Source organism: Pandoraea sputorum, from assembly GCF_000814845.2.
Taxonomy (GTDB): domain Bacteria; phylum Pseudomonadota; class Gammaproteobacteria; order Burkholderiales; family Burkholderiaceae; genus Pandoraea; species Pandoraea sputorum.
On record NZ_CP010431.2, the window covers coordinates 2,019,074 to 2,037,398 of the forward strand.

At 63.3% G+C, this 18,325-nt stretch carries 16 protein-coding genes; 14 read left to right on the forward strand and 2 right to left on the reverse strand.

Annotated elements, in window-relative coordinates; translation table 11 throughout:
• Positions 1–16 precede the first annotated feature (16 nt).
• From NA29_RS08895 to NA29_RS08910, 4 genes are all read left to right on the forward strand, one after another.
• Positions 17–946, forward strand: coding sequence for a YicC/YloC family endoribonuclease (locus NA29_RS08895; RefSeq protein ID WP_039397578.1), 930 nt, complete (start codon positions 17–19; stop codon positions 944–946).
• Between the two features lie 5 nt (positions 947–951).
• The gene (gmk, locus tag NA29_RS08900; protein ID WP_039397580.1) at positions 952–1,629 is read left to right on the forward strand and encodes a guanylate kinase; all 678 of its coding nucleotides are present in this window, start codon (positions 952–954) and stop codon (positions 1,627–1,629) included.
• Between the two features lie 90 nt (positions 1,630–1,719).
• The gene (rpoZ, locus tag NA29_RS08905) at positions 1,720–1,926 is read left to right on the forward strand and encodes a DNA-directed RNA polymerase subunit omega (protein ID WP_039397582.1); all 207 of its coding nucleotides are present in this window, start codon (positions 1,720–1,722) and stop codon (positions 1,924–1,926) included.
• 60 nt (positions 1,927–1,986) lie between these two features.
• Positions 1,987–4,407, forward strand: coding sequence for a RelA/SpoT family protein (locus NA29_RS08910; protein ID WP_039397584.1), 2,421 nt, complete (start codon positions 1,987–1,989; stop codon positions 4,405–4,407).
• Between the two features lie 94 nt (positions 4,408–4,501).
• Here the strand turns inward: NA29_RS08910 and greB are convergent, their stop codons facing one another.
• Positions 4,502–5,062: a transcription elongation factor GreB gene (gene greB, locus NA29_RS08915; protein WP_039397586.1), complete on the reverse strand. Its 561-nt coding sequence runs from the start codon at positions 5,060–5,062 to the stop codon at positions 4,502–4,504.
• A 221-nt stretch (positions 5,063–5,283) separates the two neighbouring features.
• Between greB and NA29_RS08920 the strand changes: the two genes are divergently transcribed.
• The gene (locus tag NA29_RS08920; protein WP_039397588.1) at positions 5,284–6,183 is read left to right on the forward strand and encodes a pirin family protein; all 900 of its coding nucleotides are present in this window, start codon (positions 5,284–5,286) and stop codon (positions 6,181–6,183) included.
• 79 nt (positions 6,184–6,262) lie between these two features.
• Here the strand turns inward: NA29_RS08920 and NA29_RS08925 are convergent, their stop codons facing one another.
• Positions 6,263–8,743: a cation:proton antiporter domain-containing protein gene (locus NA29_RS08925; RefSeq protein WP_052252702.1), complete on the reverse strand. Its 2,481-nt coding sequence runs from the start codon at positions 8,741–8,743 to the stop codon at positions 6,263–6,265.
• A 113-nt stretch (positions 8,744–8,856) separates the two neighbouring features.
• Here NA29_RS08925 and trxA point away from each other — a divergent pair, with 113 nt between their 5' ends.
• The 9 genes from trxA (at position 8,857) to kdpC (ending at position 18,134) form a co-directional block, all read left to right on the forward strand.
• Positions 8,857–9,708: a thioredoxin gene (trxA, locus tag NA29_RS08930; protein WP_039402866.1), complete on the forward strand. Its 852-nt coding sequence runs from the start codon at positions 8,857–8,859 to the stop codon at positions 9,706–9,708.
• A 60-nt stretch (positions 9,709–9,768) separates the two neighbouring features.
• On the forward strand, positions 9,769–10,155 hold the full coding sequence (locus NA29_RS08935) for a cupin domain-containing protein (protein ID WP_039397590.1): 387 nt from the start codon (positions 9,769–9,771) through the stop codon (positions 10,153–10,155).
• Positions 10,152–10,739 (forward strand): P-loop nucleotide/nucleoside kinase family protein, encoded by a 588-nt coding sequence (locus NA29_RS08940; protein ID WP_039397592.1) that lies wholly within the window; start codon positions 10,152–10,154, stop codon positions 10,737–10,739. Before NA29_RS08935 ends, NA29_RS08940 begins: the two co-directional genes overlap by 4 nt.
• 122 nt (positions 10,740–10,861) lie before the next feature.
• Positions 10,862–11,995, forward strand: a complete 1,134-nt coding sequence (locus tag NA29_RS08945) for an amino acid ABC transporter substrate-binding protein (protein ID WP_052252704.1) — start codon at positions 10,862–10,864, stop codon at positions 11,993–11,995.
• A 95-nt stretch (positions 11,996–12,090) separates the two neighbouring features.
• Entirely contained in the window at positions 12,091–13,062 is a 972-nt protein-coding gene (locus NA29_RS08950; RefSeq protein WP_224786811.1) for an amino acid ABC transporter substrate-binding protein, read from the forward strand.
• Positions 13,063–13,420: 358 nt separating this feature from the next.
• Positions 13,421–13,513, forward strand: a complete 93-nt coding sequence (gene kdpF, locus NA29_RS08955; RefSeq protein ID WP_063389843.1) for a K(+)-transporting ATPase subunit F — start codon at positions 13,421–13,423, stop codon at positions 13,511–13,513.
• A complete protein-coding gene (gene kdpA, locus NA29_RS08960) occupies positions 13,510–15,315 on the forward strand; it encodes a potassium-transporting ATPase subunit KdpA (protein ID WP_039397595.1) in 1,806 nt (601 codons plus the stop codon). Before kdpF ends, kdpA begins: the two co-directional genes overlap by 4 nt.
• A 28-nt stretch (positions 15,316–15,343) precedes the next feature.
• On the forward strand, positions 15,344–17,470 hold the full coding sequence (gene kdpB / locus NA29_RS08965; protein WP_371328959.1) for a potassium-transporting ATPase subunit KdpB: 2,127 nt from the start codon (positions 15,344–15,346) through the stop codon (positions 17,468–17,470).
• A 79-nt stretch (positions 17,471–17,549) separates the two neighbouring features.
• Positions 17,550–18,134 (forward strand): potassium-transporting ATPase subunit KdpC, encoded by a 585-nt coding sequence (gene kdpC / locus NA29_RS08970; protein ID WP_039397599.1) that lies wholly within the window; start codon positions 17,550–17,552, stop codon positions 18,132–18,134.
• The last annotated feature ends 191 nt before the right edge of the window (positions 18,135–18,325 follow it).

Here is an 18,325-nt window from a genome sequence, read left to right on the forward strand (position 1 = left end):
GGTAACGGTCACCCCGATGAAAGACAACAATATCTACAGTATGACCGGCTACGCCAGCGTCACGCGCGACATTGCGCATGCCGATGGAGCCGCAGGCGCGAGCGTGTCGGTCGAATTGCGCACGGTTAATTCGCGCTTCCTCGATCTGGCATTCCGTATGCCCGAAGAAGCGCGTGCGTGCGAGCCGTCGTTGCGTGAATCGCTGACTGCCAAGCTCTCGCGCGGCAAGGTCGATATCCGCATCAACGTGCAACGTCCCGAGAGCGGCACCAACGGTGCGCTCAATCTCGAGGCCGTCAAACAACTCGCCGATCTCGAACAACAAGTCCTCGTTTATTTCCCCGATGCCGAACGCATGCGCACGGGTGAAATCCTGCGCTGGCCGGGCGTGCTCGGCGAAGAGTCGGTGACGGCCGAAGCGCTGCGCGATGCCGTGATCGATGCCGGTCGTGCGGCGATCGGCGATCTCGTCGACGTGCGCCGTCGCGAAGGTGCGCAGCTCAAGACCAGTCTGATCGAGCGCATCGAGAAGATGGAGACGATTCTTACGGGCCTGCAACCGCTCGTGCCGGATCTGATCGCGCGCCATCAGCAAAAGATCGTCGATCGTCTGCAAGAAGCGCTGGGCGTGGTCGTGCCGGAAGGCTCGGCGGCACCGAGCAAGGAAGAGGTCGCGGAACGCATTCGCCAGGAAGTGACGATTTACGGCGTGCGCATCGACGTTGCAGAAGAACTCACGCGACTCGACGCCCACCTGAAGGAAACCCGCCACATCCTCGATAAGGGAGGATTGGTCGGCAAACGGCTCGACTTCATGATGCAGGAGCTCAATCGCGAAGCGAATACGCTCGGCTCGAAGGCAGCCTCGAAGGAACTCGCCGATGCATCGATGGAGCTCAAGCTCTACATCGAGCAGATGCGCGAGCAAGTGCAGAATCTGGAGTAAGTCGTATGTCCCCGCAATCACACGCCCCGCAACCCGCCTTGCATGCCGAGTACCCCGGCAATCTGTTCATGGTGGTCGCCCCCTCGGGCGCGGGCAAGTCCACGCTCGTCAACGCGCTGCTCGCGCAGGATAGCGACGTTCGTCTGTCGATTTCCTGCACGACGCGAGCACCGCGTGCCAACGAAGAAGAAGGCGTGCACTACAACTTCATTTCGGTCGATCAGTTTCTCGAACGCCGCAAGCGTGGCGAGTTTCTGGAAAGCGCCGAGGTGCATGGCAACTATTACGGCACGTCGCGCGTGTGGATCGAAGAGCAGATGCGCGAAGGCCGTGACGTGCTGCTGGAAATCGACTGGCAGGGTGCGCAGCAGGTGCGCAAGCGCTTTTCGAATGCGGTCGGTATCTTCATTCTGCCGCCGTCCATCGAAGCCTTGGAAGAGCGCCTGAAGAAGCGCGGGACCGACGAGCCAAAGGTGATTGCACGCCGCTTGCTGGCAGCCGGTGGTGAGATCGCCCACGCGCCGGAAGCGGACTTCATCATCATCAATGACGAATTCCAGCGCGCGCTGGATCAATTGCAATCGGTGTTCACTGCGGTGCGTCTGCGATTCGCTTCGCAGTATGCGCGGCACAAGACGTTGTTCACCGATCTGGATATCCACGCGCCGAACGATCACGAGTAACACCGTCGCATTCGCTGGCAGCACTCGTGTTTTGCGCGAGCGCGCGCCGGCTGCGATAGAATACGCCTTATATTGAGAAGGAACCTCCTTATGGCCCGAATTACCGTTGAAGATTGCCTGAAACAAATTCCGAATCGCTTCGAGCTCGCACTCGCCGCGACCTACCGCGCCCGCCAACTGGCGCAAGGTCATACGCCGAAGCTCGAGAACAACAAGGACAAGCCTACCGTCGTCGCGCTGCGCGAAATCGCAGCTGGCCAGGTGGGCATCGAGATGCTCAAGAAAGTGCCGCTCTGATCGGGAGACTGCACTGATGCGATGTGACGTTGCGGGCCGCTCGACGAAGCAGGTACATGTATGAGTCATGCGAAATCACCGGCCACGTCCATCGCTGCGGATGAACCCAAAGCGGGGGAGCCCAAGCCCGAGCGCAAGAAGAAAAAGGGCGAGAGCGCCACGCGACAGTACATCGACGCGCTGCTGGAGCAGTCCTATCGGCACCTCTTCGGTCCGACGGCAACGCCCGAGCAGCCGCGCAAGCACGAGGTCGTCTCGATCGCCCGTCTCAAGGGCATGCTTGGGGAGTACCTCAAGGAAAGCGACCTCGCGCAAATCAAAGAAGCCTTCCAGTTCAGCGATGAGGCCCACCTGGGCCAGTATCGTCAGAGCGGACAGCCTTACATCACCCATCCCGTTGCTGTAGCCGAGATCTGTGCCGAGTGGAAACTCGATGCGCAGTCGATCATGGCTGCGCTATTGCACGACGTGATGGAAGACCAGGGCGTGACCAAGGCCGAACTCGCCGAGCGATTCGGACCGAAGGTCGCGGAACTGGTCGACGGCCTGTCGAAACTCGACAAGATGGAGTTTCGCAGCCGCGAAGAAGCGCAAGCCGAGAGCTTCCGCAAAATGCTGCTGGCGATGGCGCGCGATGTGCGCGTCATTCTCGTCAAGCTGGCCGACCGCTTGCACAACATGCGCACGCTGGGCGTGACGTCGACGGAAAAGCAGCGCCGCGTGGCGCGCGAAACGCTCGACATCTATGCGCCGATTGCGCACCGTCTCGGCCTGAACAACACCTATCGCGAACTTCAGGATCTGAGCTTCGCGAATTACCATCCGCGTCGTTACGCCGTGCTCGACAAGGCCGTGAAGGCCGCGCGCGGCAACCGGCGCGAGGTGGTCGGCAAGATTCTCGACGCCGTCGAGAAAGCCCTCAAAGACGGCGAAGTCAGTGCCGACGTCTTCGGCCGCGAGAAGACGCTCTTCAGCATCTATACGAAGATGCAGGAAAAGCAGTTGTCGTTCTCGCAGGTGCTGGACGTCTATGGCTTCCGCGTGGTCGTCGAGTCGAACGCGCAGTGTTATCTCGCGCTCGGCGTGCTGCACGCGCTCTACAAGCCCGTACCGGGCAAGTTCAAGGATTACATCGCGATTCCGAAGGTCAACGGCTATCAGTCGTTGCACACGACGCTTGTCGGCCCTTTCGGCACGCCCATCGAATTCCAGATTCGCACGCGCCGCATGCATGAGATCGCGGAAGCGGGTGTGGCCGCGCACTGGCTGTACAAGAACGGCGGCGCGGACATGAATGACGTGCAGAAGCATGCACACCAGTGGCTCCAGTCGCTGCTCGATATTCAGAGCGAGACGGGCGACTCCACCGAATTCCTCGAACACGTCAAGATCGACCTGTTCCCCGACGCCGTCTACGTCTTCACCCCGAAGGCGCGCATCATGGCGCTGCCACGCGGTGCGACGGCGCTCGACTTCGCTTATTCGGTCCACAGCGATCTGGGCAACCAGTGCGTGGCCGTCAAGATCAACAACGAGTTGCTGCCGCTTCGCACCGAACTGAAGAACGGCGACATCGTGGAAGTGATTACGGCGCCGTATTCGAAGCCGAACCCCGTGTGGCTCGGCTTCGTGCGTACCGGCAAGGCGCGCTCGGCCATTCGTCACTACCTGAAGACGATGCGCTTCGCCGAGTCAGTGCAGCTTGGCGAGCGTCTGGTCGAGCAGGCGCTCAAGGGTTACGGGCTGACGATGAGCGAGATCTCGCCCGAGATCTGGGACAAGCTTGCGCAGTGGACGGGCAACAAGGATCGTCAGGACATCTTTGCCGACATCGGGCTTGGACGTCGTGTCGCCGCCGTGATGGCCAAGCGTCTCGCGGTGCTCACCTCGGGCAAGGAAGGCGAGAACGACGACAGCCCGGACGATCCCGATTCGCCGCGTACGGGCGACGAGAACGTCGGCCCGCCGGTACTCATCACGGGCACGGAAGGCATGTCGGTGCAGTTCTCGGCGTGCTGCCGCCCGATCCCGGGCGACGCCATCATGGGCTATATCGGCATCGGGCTGGGCATGGCGATCCACACGACGGACTGTCCGGTCGCGCGCCGTATCCATCGCAAGGATCCGACCCGCTGGATCGACGTGGCGTGGGCACCGCAGCCGGGGCGTCTGTTCGACGTCGGCATCAAGGTGCTGGTGCATCACAACCGTGGCGTGTTCTCGCGTGTGGCGGCCGATATCACGGCATCCGACGCGAACATCGTGCACATCGGGATGGACGAAGTGGTGCCGGACGAATCCGCCACGCTACGCTTCCTCATTCAGGTGAGCGATCGTGTGCATCTGGCTAACGTGATGCGTCGCATTCGCGTGAATCCGGACGTCATGCGCGTGGCGCGCGAGCGTCCGAGCGAGCGGCATCAGGACGATGTCCACGCGAATCACGCCATGCGCATTTCGCGCGAACGCGGCAACTACTGATCAACTACTGATTCGCGGGATTCGCGGCATCGATGAAATGAAAACGCCTCCCTCGGGAGGCGTTTTGCATGGTGTCGAACGGCGCGCGGTGCGCTTATTCGGACGGCGGGTAACGCACGTCGAGAATCTCGATCTGATCGAGCCCGGCCGGCGTGCGCAACGGCACGGTGTCGCCGATCTTCGATTTGGTGATGGCTCGGGCGATGGGCGAGATCCAACTGACGTGCCCTCGGTCGAGATCCACTTCGTCGATACCGACGATCATGATCGTATGCTCGTCTCCCTTGCCGTCCGCATAGGTGACTTGCGCACCGAAAAACACCTGATCGACGTTCTCCTGACGACGCGTATCCACCACTTCCGCGTTATCCAGGCGTTTCGTCAGAAAGCGAATTCGCCGGTCGATTTCACGCAGACGCCGTTTGCCGTAGATGTAATCGCCGTTCTCCGAACGGTCGCCGTTGGACGCCGCCCACGACACGATCTTCACCACTTCAGGGCGCTGATTATCGATGAGATCCAGCATCTCATCCTTGAGACGACGGTAGCCTGCGGGCGTGATGTAGTTCTTGGAGCCCGCAGGAATCTCCGGCGCGCCTGCGTCGAGATCATCATCGTCGTCGCCGTTATCTTCCTTGACGAAGGCCTTGTTCATAAGTCGATGCCCGCGACGCGCGCGAGCCAAAAGCGTTAGACAATCCCTGCATTATAGGAGCGATGTCGCAGGAACACTCGCGCCCCCCATTTTTCGTGGTGGCGGCCATCATGCTCAGGTGTCATGGAGCGCGCCCGCAATGTCCTCTACAATCGGGCGACAGCACCCCCCACTTGACCGCAACACTTCACCACAAGTGTCGAACGCAGGAGAACCGCGCCATGACCGATTCCACGAGTCCCTTCCTTGCCGTGCTCAAGCCGCACCTGAGCGATATCGGCGCTTTCACCGTGCAGCGCAGTCTGCCGAGCCTGCCATTCAAGACCGTCGGGCCGTTCATTTTCTTCGACCACATGGGGCCTGCAACACTGCCGCCCGGTGTGGGGCTGGACGTGCGTCCGCACCCGCACATCGGGTTGGCGACCGTCACCTATCTGTTCGATGGCGAAATCTGGCACCGCGACAGTCTCGGCAGCGATCAGCGCATCACGCCAGGGGCTGTGAACTGGATGACGGCCGGGCGCGGCATCGTGCATTCGGAACGTTCGCCGGACGACGTGCGCGCGCGCGGCGGTGACGTTCACGGCATTCAGACGTGGGTCGCACTGCCGCAGGCCGACGAGGAGACCGCGCCGTCGTTTTCGCATCACGAGGCGTCGTCGCTGCCGGACATCTTCCTGCCGGGCGTGCACATGCGCCTGATCCTCGGTGAAGCGTTCGGCGAGAAGGCCCCGGTCAAAGTGTTCTCGCCGATCTTCTATCTCGCGGTCGAAATGGAGCCGTGCGCGGCGTTCGTGCTGCCGCCGGAGTACGCCGAGCGCGCCGTCTACACGGTGCAGGGCGAGGTGACGGTGAACGACGAGGCGCTGCCGGAGCATCGGATGGGGGTGCTCGCCCCGGGTGGGGACGTGCGCATTGTGGCGGGCGACCGACCCGCACGACTGATGCTGCTAGGGGGCGCGCCGCTCGACGGCGAGCGCTTCATCTTCTGGAACTTCGTGTCGTCGAGCCGTGAGCGCATCGAGCAGGCGAAGGCCGCCTGGACCGCGCAGGAAATGGGCAAGGTGCCCGGTGAGACGGAATGGATTCCGTTGCCGGAGCGCAAGCCGTCGGCGAACTGAGTTTCATCGCAGTAAGCACTAAAAACGCCTGTTGACGGTCTGCCGCAACAGGCGTTTTTCATTGGGCTGTTCTGAGACGTCAGGCGCTCAGCACGATCACGGAACAGCGCCGCTCTTCGAGCAAACGATGGGAGACGGCACCGAAGTTGAGACGGTCGCCGAAACGCGGTTGCACACCGAGCACGAGCAGGTTGTGTTTGCCGTGGTGGATCTGGTGCAGGATGGCGTCGTCGACCTTGCCGCCCGCGAGCAGACGCGTACGGAGCTTCACACCGTTACGCTCGGCCAGCGAATGCAGGTTCTCCAGCATGGCGGCTTCTGCGGCGTCCGGGCGCAACACGCGCGGACGCCACCGGCGGTGAAGCATGCCCGGCGCCACGCGCGCCGAGACGTGCAGCGCGGTGACCGGCGCGTTCGCCGCGCGCGCGAGGGTGATCGCCAGCTCGGCCGCATGCCGCGAATAGTCGGTGCCCGAGACCGGCACGAGGATGTTCAGCGGTGCATCCGGCTGGAGAGCGTGGTCGCCATGCGCGAGCACGATGGCGATGGCCCCGTCGAACGCCTTGGTCAGCGGCAGCACGCCCGTCGGCAGGGGGAGCGGAGGGACGTCCGAGTCCGATTCTTGGCCCGGTGCGTCGAACCCTGCGATGACGAAGCCGTAGCCCTTGGCGATTTCGTCGGAGATGCGCACCGCTTCCTCGCTGCTCTCCGGCTGCGCCGCTTCCTGGTCGCGTGCGGTGTCGGACGGATCGTCTGCGACGAATTCGCCTTCCTCCGTCGCCTCGCTCACGCGCTTGTCGTCGTGCGCTTCGCCGACCGGTTCGTGCTTCGGGGCAGCTTTGGATGACGTTTCGCTGGTCGGCGTTTCGTCTTCGCCATCCTCGCCATCCTCGCCTTCCTTGATGGGGCCGTGTGGCAATTCCGGCGTTTTCTGCGGCGCTTTGCCAGTGCGCTCGCGTAGCACCAGACGTGCTGCCTCACGCTCCTTCTCGCCCGGTTTGACGGGTTTGTCTTCTTCCACGCCCGGCGTACCCGGGGCGCGGCTCACCGCATGCGTGGCGGCGGCAAGGGCGATCTCATAGGCATCGAGTCCAGCGCATTCGCCCGCATCGACGGCGGCGCTGTCATCGGTCGCAGCAGGTGCGGGGGCAAGCACAGTGGTCAGTGTGCCGCGCACACCGGCCGTCAGCCCGGCGATCCACGCGGCGAAGCGTCCGTTGGCGCTACCGTCGACCGCCGTCAGAATGCGCTCGACGTTCGGCAGGAAGTCCTTCTCCTCGGCGGCTTCCTTTTCAAGCCGCGCTTTCTCTTCGGCAGACAGCGGAATGCGCACGAGCGCACGGCGCAGCACTGGCGGCATGATGAGCGTGGTGATGAGCGCCATGATGACGATCATGGTGAAGAGGTCCTTGCTCAGCACGCCCAGCGATAACCCGATGCTCGCGACGATGATCTCGGTCGAGCCGCGCGCGTTCATGCCCGTGGCCAGCGCAAGCGCTTCCGCTGTGGACATGCCGCCCAGACGTCCACCGATAAAGCACCCCGTGAACTTGCCGATGCTCGCGATCAGGATCAGTCCGGCCACCAGTCCGAGCATTCGCCAGTCGAACAGGATCGTTAGGTCCACCGACAGGCCCGCCACACCGAAGAACACGGGCGCAAAGAGGGCGACGATCAGCCCGCGCAACTGCGCCTCGATCTGTTCGCTGAGAATAGGCGACTGCCCAATCATCACGCCTGCCATGAATGCACCCAGCGCCGTGTGCACGCCCAGTTTGTCGGTCGCGAGCGCCAGGACGAACGTGATGACGAGAATCGCGCTGAGCACCGGCATTTCCACGGTAAATCGGTCGTTCGTCCAGCGAATGGCCACCGCCACGGCGCGCTTGCCGACGGTAAAGCACAGCACGATGAACAACAGGGTGCCGCCGAGGCTGAGCGTCAGATGGCCGAGGTCGACCGAACCGCTGGCCCCCAGGCCTGCGATGGCGGCGATGATGATCCAGCCGGTCGTGTCGTCGAGAATGGCCGCAGCGAGGATGATCTGGCCGATGTTGCGCCGCAGATAATCGACTTCGCGAATGACCATCGCCACGACCTTGACCGACGAAATCGACAGTGCCGTGCCGAGAAAGAGCGATGTGACGAGCCGCGCTTCCGGATGCGGCAGCAGATTGTCGGGCAGATGCCACCCGAGCGCGAAACCGCAGACGAACGGAATCAGCATGCCACCCGCCGACGCGAAGATGGCCATGCGCTTCATACGTCGCACAAGCCCCAGATCCGTCTCCAGCCCCGTGGACAACAAAAGCAGCAGCACGCCCAACTCGGAGACGGCGTCGAGCATCTTTTTCTGCGCTTCGTTGTCGGGAAAGACGGCGTGTTGCCAGGCGGGCATCAGCGCGCCGAAGATGGACGGGCCGAGCAGCACGCCCGCGAGCAACTGGCCCATGACCGCTGGCTGACGTAGCCGTTGCATGACCTCGCCGAGCAGACGGCCGACGAGAACCAGCAAGAGAAGTTGGGTAAAGAAGATTGCCGTGCCGTGGCCTGCGTGCATGTGCCTCCCTGCCCGTCGTTGGACTTTGCGATTACCATGCTTCAAGCTGGCGGCTGTTTTCTATGAGTAACGGCCGCTATTTACGCAATTTACCACGCTCGACAGAACCCATGATCGATACCAATCTCGCCAGTTTCGACACCGACGTACTGGCCGTCTCGCATCAGGTCCCCGTGCTGGCCGACTTCTGGGCCCCGTGGTGCGGCCCCTGCAACACGCTCGGGCCGATGCTCGAAAAGCTGGAGGCCGAAGCGCAGGGGCGCATCCGTCTCGTTAAGATCAACGCTGATGAAAACGCGCAACTGTGCGCGGAGTATGGTGTGCGTAGCCTGCCGACCGTCGTGGCATTCGTCGATGGCGAGCCGGTTGATCAGTTCGTAGGTGCGTTGCCGGAGGGGCAGTTGCGCGCGTTCATCGACCGCATCGTGCCGAATCCGGCGGACATGGCGCGCAACGTGGCGCGTAAGGCGCTCGCAGAAGGCCAGCCGACGGTGGCGCGCGACGCCCTGCAAGCCGCGCTGGCGCTCGACCCGGCGCATGACGAAGTCCGTCTCGATCTGGTGGATGTTTTGCTCGGCATGGGGGACATCGATGCAGCACGTACCGAGCTGACGCTGCTCTCGCCGCGCACTGCCGCGAGCGGCGACGCCCGCATCGCTGCCCTCAACACGCGTATTGCCGCCGCCGAGCAGGCCAGCCATCTGCCGCCAGCCTCGGAGCTGATCGCACGCGTGGACGCCGAACCGGCTAATCTTCAGGCACGTCTGGATCTTGCCAATCGTTATCTCGCGGACCGGGCTTACGAACCGGCCTTGCAGACGTTGCTCGATATCGTGCAGCGCGACCGCTCGTTCGGCGACGATGCGGGACGCAAGTCGATGCTCGCGATCTTCGACGCACTCGCCGAGACCGATCCGGCGACGGTGGCGGCGTGGCGTCGCAAGCTGAGCGCGGCGCTGAACTAAGCGATGCCCCGACGTCCGGACGCCCGGACGCCACATAGCTCTCTAAACTCTTCGACGCATATGACAACTCCAACATCTCCCGCACTCATTACGTTCGCCCCCGATCAGGCGGGCGAAGCGGTCTTCGATCATCCCGCCGAGGCGCGCCGTGTGAGTGGCAATCCGCAGCGCATGACGCGCCCGTTCTACACCGACGCACTGGGCGAGTTCGATTGCGGCGAATGGACCTGCGAACCCGGCGCGTGGCGCATCGCCTTCGGTGCGCATCGCCAGGAATACTTCTCGGTGATCGAAGGACGTATCCGCATCAGCGATCTTGACGGCAACGCGTCGGAGTTCGGGCCGGGCGACGCTTGCGTGATTCCGGCCGGGTTCGAAGGCGTGTTCGAAGTCGTCGAACCGGTGCGCAAACACTTCGTGATGTTCGAGCGCAAGGCGGCGGCATGACACGTCTGATCTTTTTCTGCGGCCACGCCGGGGCAGGGAAGACCACGCTGGCCAAGCGTCTGATACGTCCGCTGATTGCGCGCAGCGGCGAGGCCTTTTGTCTGCTCGATAAGGACACGCTGTATGGCGCGTACAGCGCGTCGGTCATGGGCGCGCTGACCGGCAATCCCAACGACCGCGACAGCCCGCTCTATTTGCAGACGTTGCGCGAGCCGGAGTACGCGGGACTGCTGGAGACGGCGCGCGAGAACCTGCGTCTCGGCGTGAACGTGCTGGTGGTCGGCCCGCTCTCGCGGGAGTTGCGCGAAGGCCTGCTATTCGACCGCGCGTGGCTGGACGTCGACGACGACGTGGGTGTTCACGTGGTCTGGGTGGATCTTGACGAAGCGCAGGCGCGTGAACGCATCGAGAGCCGGGGTAATCCGAACGACGCCTACAAGCTGGAACATTGGGACGAGTATCGGGTGCGTCGTTTCCTGCCGCCCGCTGCGGCATTCCCGGGACTCGTGCGCTTCGATAACACCGCGCCGACGCCGGACGACGACGAGCAACTTTTGCAGACGTTGCTGGCGCATACGCGCTAAGGCCGCCGCAGAAGGGGCAGTCGCCGCGAAGGGAATAATCCGAAAGGGTTGGCGTCGCCGGTCGTTTCGCCGGTGGCCGTCGCTAAGGTGTGGGCATTTTCCCTCTTGGTGTCGCGTCGACCATGTCCCTTATTTCCCTTCTTTCCCTTCCGTTCCTCATCGCTGCGGGTACTCGCCGTCGGTCCGGCCGCTTCATCAGCGCCTTTATCGGCATCGTCATCGGCACCTTCGCGGCCACCATGCTCGCGTCCCCCAATGCGACGCTCGCCGCCGAGCCGCCCGTGGCGGGCATGCCGCGCCTGAGCACGGTGGCTGCGCCCGCACAAGCGCCCACATTTCCTGCCGACACCTCGTTTGCTCAGACACCAGCCGTCGCCGATACGCCGACGACGGCGCGCATTCGCGAGCGCGGTCGCATTCTGCTCGGGTATCGGCAAACCGCCGTGCCGTTCTCTTATGTCGACGCCGACGATCGGCCGATGGGACTGGCGTGGGCACTATGCCAGCGGGTCGTGACCTCGCTGCAACAGGAGATGGCGATGCCGGAACTGCGCGTCACGCCTGTGCGGGTGATCGAACAGATGCGCGGGCCGATGGTGAAGGGGGATGCCATCGATATCGACTGCGCGCCGTCGACGGTCACGGCGTCGCGCGGGCAGCAGGTGGCCTTCAGCTTGCCGTATTACGCTGCGAACGTTCGGTTGATGGTCAGGGCGGGCACGGGCGTCACGTCGATCGACGATTTACGAGGACTGCGCCTGGCGGTCGTGCAGGGGACGACTGCCGAGCGCCTCGTGAGGGCACAGCATGCCCGCGCAGGGTTTCAGCTTTTGATGGCGCGCGACTACGACGAGGCGTTTCGCATGTTGAGCGAGCGCCGTGCGCAGGCGTTGGCGCTGGACGATGTGCTCCTCGAAGGTTTGCGTGCCACCAGCAAGACACCGGACGCCTACCGGATCGTCGGTGCGCCGCTCGCCGTGCAGTCCGAGTCTTACGCGCTGGTCCTGCCCAAGGACGACCCCGCGTTCAAGGCGCGTGTCGACGCGGCCCTTGCGGCGGTCTTTCGTAGCGGCGAAATGGCGCAGCTTCAGCGGCAATGGTTTCAGGCCGCCATACCGCCGTACGGGCACCGTCTGGCGGTCGAGCCGTCGCCCGAGACCCTGACCCTATGGGAGATCGGCGGGCGCTCCGGCAACGAGCAGGAAGCGTCTGCCGCATCGCCGACAACTTCGTCATCTTCGACATCAGGCAGTTGATTGTCCGCGCATAAGCTAATGACAAAGGTTTCTTTGCGCTGCGTACCGCAAATCTGTAACTTCCTATCATGCTGTTAATCCGATAGGAATTTGCTGTGAACGGTTTCAAGAAAGTCGACTGGAAAATCGCTGCTGGACGCGTCGCGCTCAGTCTGTCCGTGTGGTTCGCCGCTCAAGCGGGTATTTCGACAGCGACCGCCGCGCCCGCCAAGGCTGATACGGTCGTCGCGCTGCCGACGGTGAACGGTGATCTCACCGGCACCCTCAAGAAGATTCGCGAGACCGGCGTCATCACGCTGGGGTATCGCGAGGCGGCCATCCCGTTCTCGTACGTGAACGACAAGGGCAAGCCCGTCGGCTACACGATGGATCTCTGCTATGCGGTAGTCGACGCCGTCAAGACCGCGCTCAATCTGCCGAATCTGCGCGTGCGTGAAATGTCCATCACGCCGCAGAACCGTATTCCGCTGGTGAAGAACGGCACCGTCGATCTCGATTGCGCCCCGAACACCATTACCCCGGAGCGCGCTGAGCAGGTCGGTTTCAGCAATCCCTACTACGTCTCCGAAGTGCGCCTTCTGGTCAACAAGAAGGACAAGATTCAGGGTCTGGAAGACCTGAAGGGGCAGAACCTCGTGGCGTCTGCCGGTTCGACCGGTGAGCGTCTGGCGCGCATGCAGGCGGAGAAGATCGGCTACCGCGTGATTCCGGCGCGCGACCACGGCGAATCGATGGTGACGCTCGAAACCGGTCGCGCCAAGGCGTTTGCACTGGATGACGTGCTGCTTGCGGGCTTCCGTGCGAATGCTCGGGACCCGGAGTCGTTCGCCATCGTCGGCGCACCGCTGGAGACGGAACTGAACGCGCTGATGTTGCCGCGCGACGATCTGCAGTTCAAACGCTTCGTGGATACGACGCTGGCGCATATATATAGCTCGGGCGAGATCCGTCGCATTCAACGCAAGTGGTTCCAGCAACCGATTCCGCCGCGCAACGTCAACCTGAACCTCGAACCGAGCAAGGAAGTCGTGGAAGTCTGGCGCAAAGGCTCGCATGTGACAGAGTGACGTGCGTCTGACGAACGTCTGACAGGCGCGCGGCGAGAAATCCCGCAGCGCCTTAGCCAGCACGGCCCAGAAGCCCGCCGATAGCGATATCGGCGGGCTTTGTCGTTTACACATTTCGGCCCCGTGTTTACACGTTGTTTACACCCCCTTTACCCCTTTTGTCCCCGTCTTTACGCGCCCCTACGTATCGTTCAGGGCACGGCTGGCATGCGCATGCGAGGGCGCGTCGCGCCCGTGGCGTGCCAGCCGCCACACGATAGGGAGTTGTCATGGACTGGTTATATCTCGGCGTGATCGTGGTGTTCGTTGCCACGACCGTCGGCTTTGTCGCGTTTTGCGCGTCGGTAGGGGGGCAGCAATGACAGCCATGTATTGGCTGAGCGGCGGACTCACGCTCGCGCTGCTCGCTTATCTCGTCTACGCGCTGTTCAAGCCGGAGGACCTAGCATGACACTCAATGCCTGGATCCAGCTCGGCGTTTTCCTCGTCGTGCTACTGGTGCTGGCGCGCCCGCTCGGTCGTTTCATGGCTGACGTGCTCGCCGGTGAATCCCGCGTGAACCGCTGGTTCGCGCCTGTCGAACGCGGTCTTTATCGTCTGTGCGGGATTCGTCCCGAACAGGAGATGCACTGGCGCACCTACGCGTTCGCGCTGATCGGCTTTAACGCCGTGGGCGCTTTCGCTGTCTACGCGCTGCAACGCTGGCAAGTCTGGCTGCCGCTGAACCCGCAAGCGTTCGGTAACGTCACGCCGGATTCGTCGATGAACACGGCCGTCAGCTTCGTGGCAAACACGAACTGGCAGGGCTACGCCGGTGAGTCGACGATGAGCTATCTCACGCAGATGCTCGGTCTGGCCGTTCAGAACTTCCTGTCGGCCGCCACCGGTATCGCGGTCGTGGTTGCGCTCATTCGCGGTTTCGCCCGTCACACGGCGCAGACGATCGGCAACTTCTGGGTCGACATGACCCGCATCACGCTCTACGTTCTCGTGCCGCTGTCGGTGGTGCTTGCCGCAGCGTTCATGAGTCAGGGCGTGATTCAGAACTTCGACGCCTACCAGGACGTGACGACGCTGCAGGTCACGCACTACGACAATCCGGTCCTCGGCCCGGACGGTCAGCCGAAGATGGACGCCGCTGGCAAGCCGGTCACGACGCCCGCGCAGACGCAGACGCAAACGCTCGCCATGGGCCCGGTCGCTTCGCAGGAAGCGATCAAGATGCTTGGCACGAACGGTGGCGGCTTCTTCAACGCGAACTCGGCGCACCCCTACGAGAACCCGACGCCGCTGTCGAACTTCCTTCAAATCCTTGCGATCTTCCTGATTCCGGCGGCGCTGTGCCACACGTTCGGACGCATGGTCGGCGACCGTCGTCAGGGCATCGCGATTCTGGCGGCCATGACGATTGCGTTCTCGATTGCGGCAGTGGCGACCGTGTCCGCAGAGCAGGCGGGCAACCCGCTGCTCACACCGCTCGGTGTGGATCAGCAGGTCAGCGCTACGCAGTCGGGCGGCAACATGGAAGGCAAGGAAACGCGCTTCGGCATCGTCTCGTCGGGCATCTTCGCGACGGTTACGACAGCTGCGTCATGCGGTGCCGTCAACGCGATGCATGACTCGCTTACGCCGCTCGGCGGCATGGTGCCGATGTTGCTGATGCAGTTGGGCGAAGTGATCTTCGGCGGCGTCGGGTCCGGCCTGTACGGCATGCTCGTCTTCGCCATGCTCGCGGTGTTCGTGGCCGGGCTGATGATCGGTCGCACACCGGAATATCTGGGCAAGAAGATCGAAGCGTACGAGATGAAGATGGTCGCTGTGGCCGTGCTCATGACGCCGCTGCTGGTGCTGCTCGGGACTGCGCTTGCAGTGCTCGTCGCGGCCGGTCAGGCGGGCGTGCTGAACCCCGGAACACACGGCTTCTCGGAAATTTTGTACGCCTATAGCTCGGCCGCGAACAACAACGGCAGCGCATTTGCGGGTCTGTCGGCAAACACGCCGTTCTACAACACCACGCTGGGTATCGCGATGTGGTTCGGCCGCTTCTGGGTGATCGTGCCGGTGCTGGCGATTGCCGGAGCGCTGGCGCGCAAGAAGCGCATTGCCGCGACGTCGGGCACGTTGCCCACGCATGGTCCGCTGTTTGTCGTGCTGCTGCTCGGCACGGTGCTGCTGGTGGGCGCGCTCACCTACGTACCGGCGCTTGCACTCGGTCCGGTCGCCGAACATCTGGCGATGATCGGTGCGCATTGAACAATGAAATGAGGCATTCGAGGCTCTCATGAATCAACCCTCAAGTAATACCGCCACCCGGCAGATGGGCGAAGGGCATACATCGGCGTCTCAGTCGATGTTCGACCCTGCCATCGTCAAACCGGCCATCGTGGACTCGTTCCGCAAGTTGCACCCGATCACGCAGGCCAAGAACCCGGTGATGTTCGTGGTGTATGTCGGCAGTCTGCTCACGACCGTGCTGTTTGGCATGGCCGTGGCAGGCCACGCCGAGGCGAGCGCGCCCTTCATCCTCGCGATCACGCTGTGGCTGTGGTTCACGGTGCTCTTCGCGAACTTTGCCGAAGCGCTGGCCGAAGGTCGTAGCAAGGCGCAGGCTGCTTCGCTGCGTCAGGCCAAGAAGAACGTGCCCGCCAAGCAGCTGCGTTCGGCACGTCGCGACGCAGAATGTCTGGTGATCGACAGTGCCAGCCTGCGTCGTGGCGACTTCGTGCTGGTCGAGGCGGGCGATGTCATTCCGGCCGACGGCGAGGTCGTAGAGGGCGTGGCGTCCGTCGACGAATCGGCTATCACGGGCGAATCCGCGCCGGTGATCCGCGAGTCCGGCGGCGACTTCTCGGCCGTGACCGGTGGCACGCGTGTGCTCTCGGACTGGGTCATCATGAAGGTGACCGTCAATCCGGGCGAAGCGTTTCTCGACCGCATGATCGCGATGGTGGAAGGCGCAAAGCGTCAAAAGACGCCGAACGAAATCGCGCTCACGATTCTGCTCGTTGCGCTCACGCTGGTGCTGCTGCTCGCCACGGCCACGCTGCTGCCGTACTCGATCTATAGCGTGTTCGTCACGCATGCCGGGAATCCGGTCACGATCACGGTGCTCGTCGCGCTGCTGGTGTGCCTGATTCCCACGACCATCGGTGGCCTGCTTTCGGCCATCGGTGTGGCAGGCATGAGCCGCATGATGCAGGCGAACGTGATCGCAACGTCGGGCCGTGCGGTGGAAGCGGCTGGCGACGTGGACGTGCTGCTGCTCGACAAGACCGGCACGATCACGCTGGGCAATCGTCAGGCGTCGCAGTTTGTGCCCGCGCCGGGCGTGGACGAGCGTGCGCTGGCTGACGCCGCGCAACTCGCGTCGCTGGCCGACGAAACGCCGGAAGGCCGCAGTATCGCGGTGCTCGCCAAGCAGCGCTTCAATTTGCGCGAGCGTGAAATGAGCGGTCTGAACGCGCTGTTCATTCCGTTCACGGCACACACGCGCATGAGCGGCGTGGATCTGACCGACAAGCAGATTCGCAAGGGCGCAGCCGATGCCGTCAAGCGTTATGTGGAGTCGGCCGGTGGCGTGTGGCCGGTGGCGCTCGCGACGTCGGTCGACGAGATCGCACGTCGTGGCAGCACGCCGCTGGTGGTGGCAGAGCAAGACGCGAACGGCGCGCGTGCGCTGGGCGTGATCGAGCTGAAGGACGTGGTCAAGGGCGGCATCAAGGAACGATTCGCCGAACTGCGCCAGATGGGGATCACCACGCTGATGGTCACGGGCGACAATCGCCTTACGGCCGCCGCGATTGCCGCAGAAGCGGGGGTGGACGACTTCCTCGCAGAAGCTACGCCCGAGGAAAAACTCGCGACGATTCGTAAGTACCAGGCCGAAGGTAAGCTCGTGGCGATGACGGGCGACGGCACCAACGACGCCCCGGCGCTTGCGCAGGCCGACGTGGCCGTCGCGATGAACTCGGGCACGCAGGCCGCGAAGGAAGCGGGCAACATGGTCGACCTCGATTCGAACCCGACCAAGTTGATCGAGATTGTCGAGATCGGCAAGCAGATGCTGATGACGCGCGGCAGCCTCACCACGTTCTCGATTGCGAACGACGTGGCGAAATACTTCGCCATCATTCCGGCCGCCTTCGCCACCACGTATCCGCAACTCGACGCGCTGAACGTCATGCGTCTGGCAAGTCCGTCGTCGGCCATTTTGTCGGCGGTGATCTTCAACGCGCTGATCATCGTGGTGCTGATTCCGCTGGCATTGAAGGGCGTGAAGTATCGCCCGCTCGGGGCTGCGACGCTGCTGCGCCGCAATCTCTTCGTCTACGGTCTGGGCGGGATTCTGGTGCCGTTTGCCGGTATCAAGGTCATCGACATGATCATCGCCGCGATGGGCTGGGCCTGATCGCGACGGCTTCCGGGCGCGGCGGCAGCGGTTGCCGTGCACCCGGGCCACATTGCTGAAACTCTAAGGAACAGACGTCATGAAAACCCTCTTGCGCCCGATGTTGAGCCTGTTTGTGGTGCTCTCGGTCATCACGGGGCTGGTGTATCCGCTGGTCGTGACCGGCATCGGCCGCGCGGCCTTCTCGCGCGAAGCGGCCGGTAGCCTGATTTACAAGGACGGCAAAGCCGTCGGCTCGTCGCTGATCGGTCAAAACTTCGACGAACCGAAGTACTTCTGGGGCCGCCTGTCGGCCACCTCGCCGAATCCGAATAACGCCACGGCGTCGGGCGGCACGAACTTCGGTCCGCTCAATCCGTCGCTCACCGATGCCGTCAAGGCGCGCATTGCCGCGCTGCGCGACGCCGATCCGAGCGCTCAATTGCCGGTGCCTGCCGATCTCGTGACGGCGTCGGGCAGCGGGCTCGACCCGGAAATCAGCCCAGCGGCGGCCGACTATCAGGTCACGCGCGCGGCCAAGGCCCGTGGGCTGACGCCGGACGTCGTGCGCGATCTGATCGCACGCAACACGCAAGGCCGTCAGTGGGGAATTTTCGGAGAACCCCGGGTGAATGTTCTGAGGCTCAACCTGGCATTGGACGGATTGGCACGCGGCGCTGTCTGAAAGGCGCAGCCGCAGGCGGGCGTATGACCGGGAATCTCTGGTTTTGCCTGTCGGCCTGCGGTAGATTGGCGGCACGCCCTGCGCGTGCCGCGTTTTTTTGCTTCATCGGGTAACCGATGAGGATTTGCCGCCCGAAGGTGACGCCGGGCGACTTGGCTCGCGCTTTCATAGTGGACTGACCCGATGGCTGG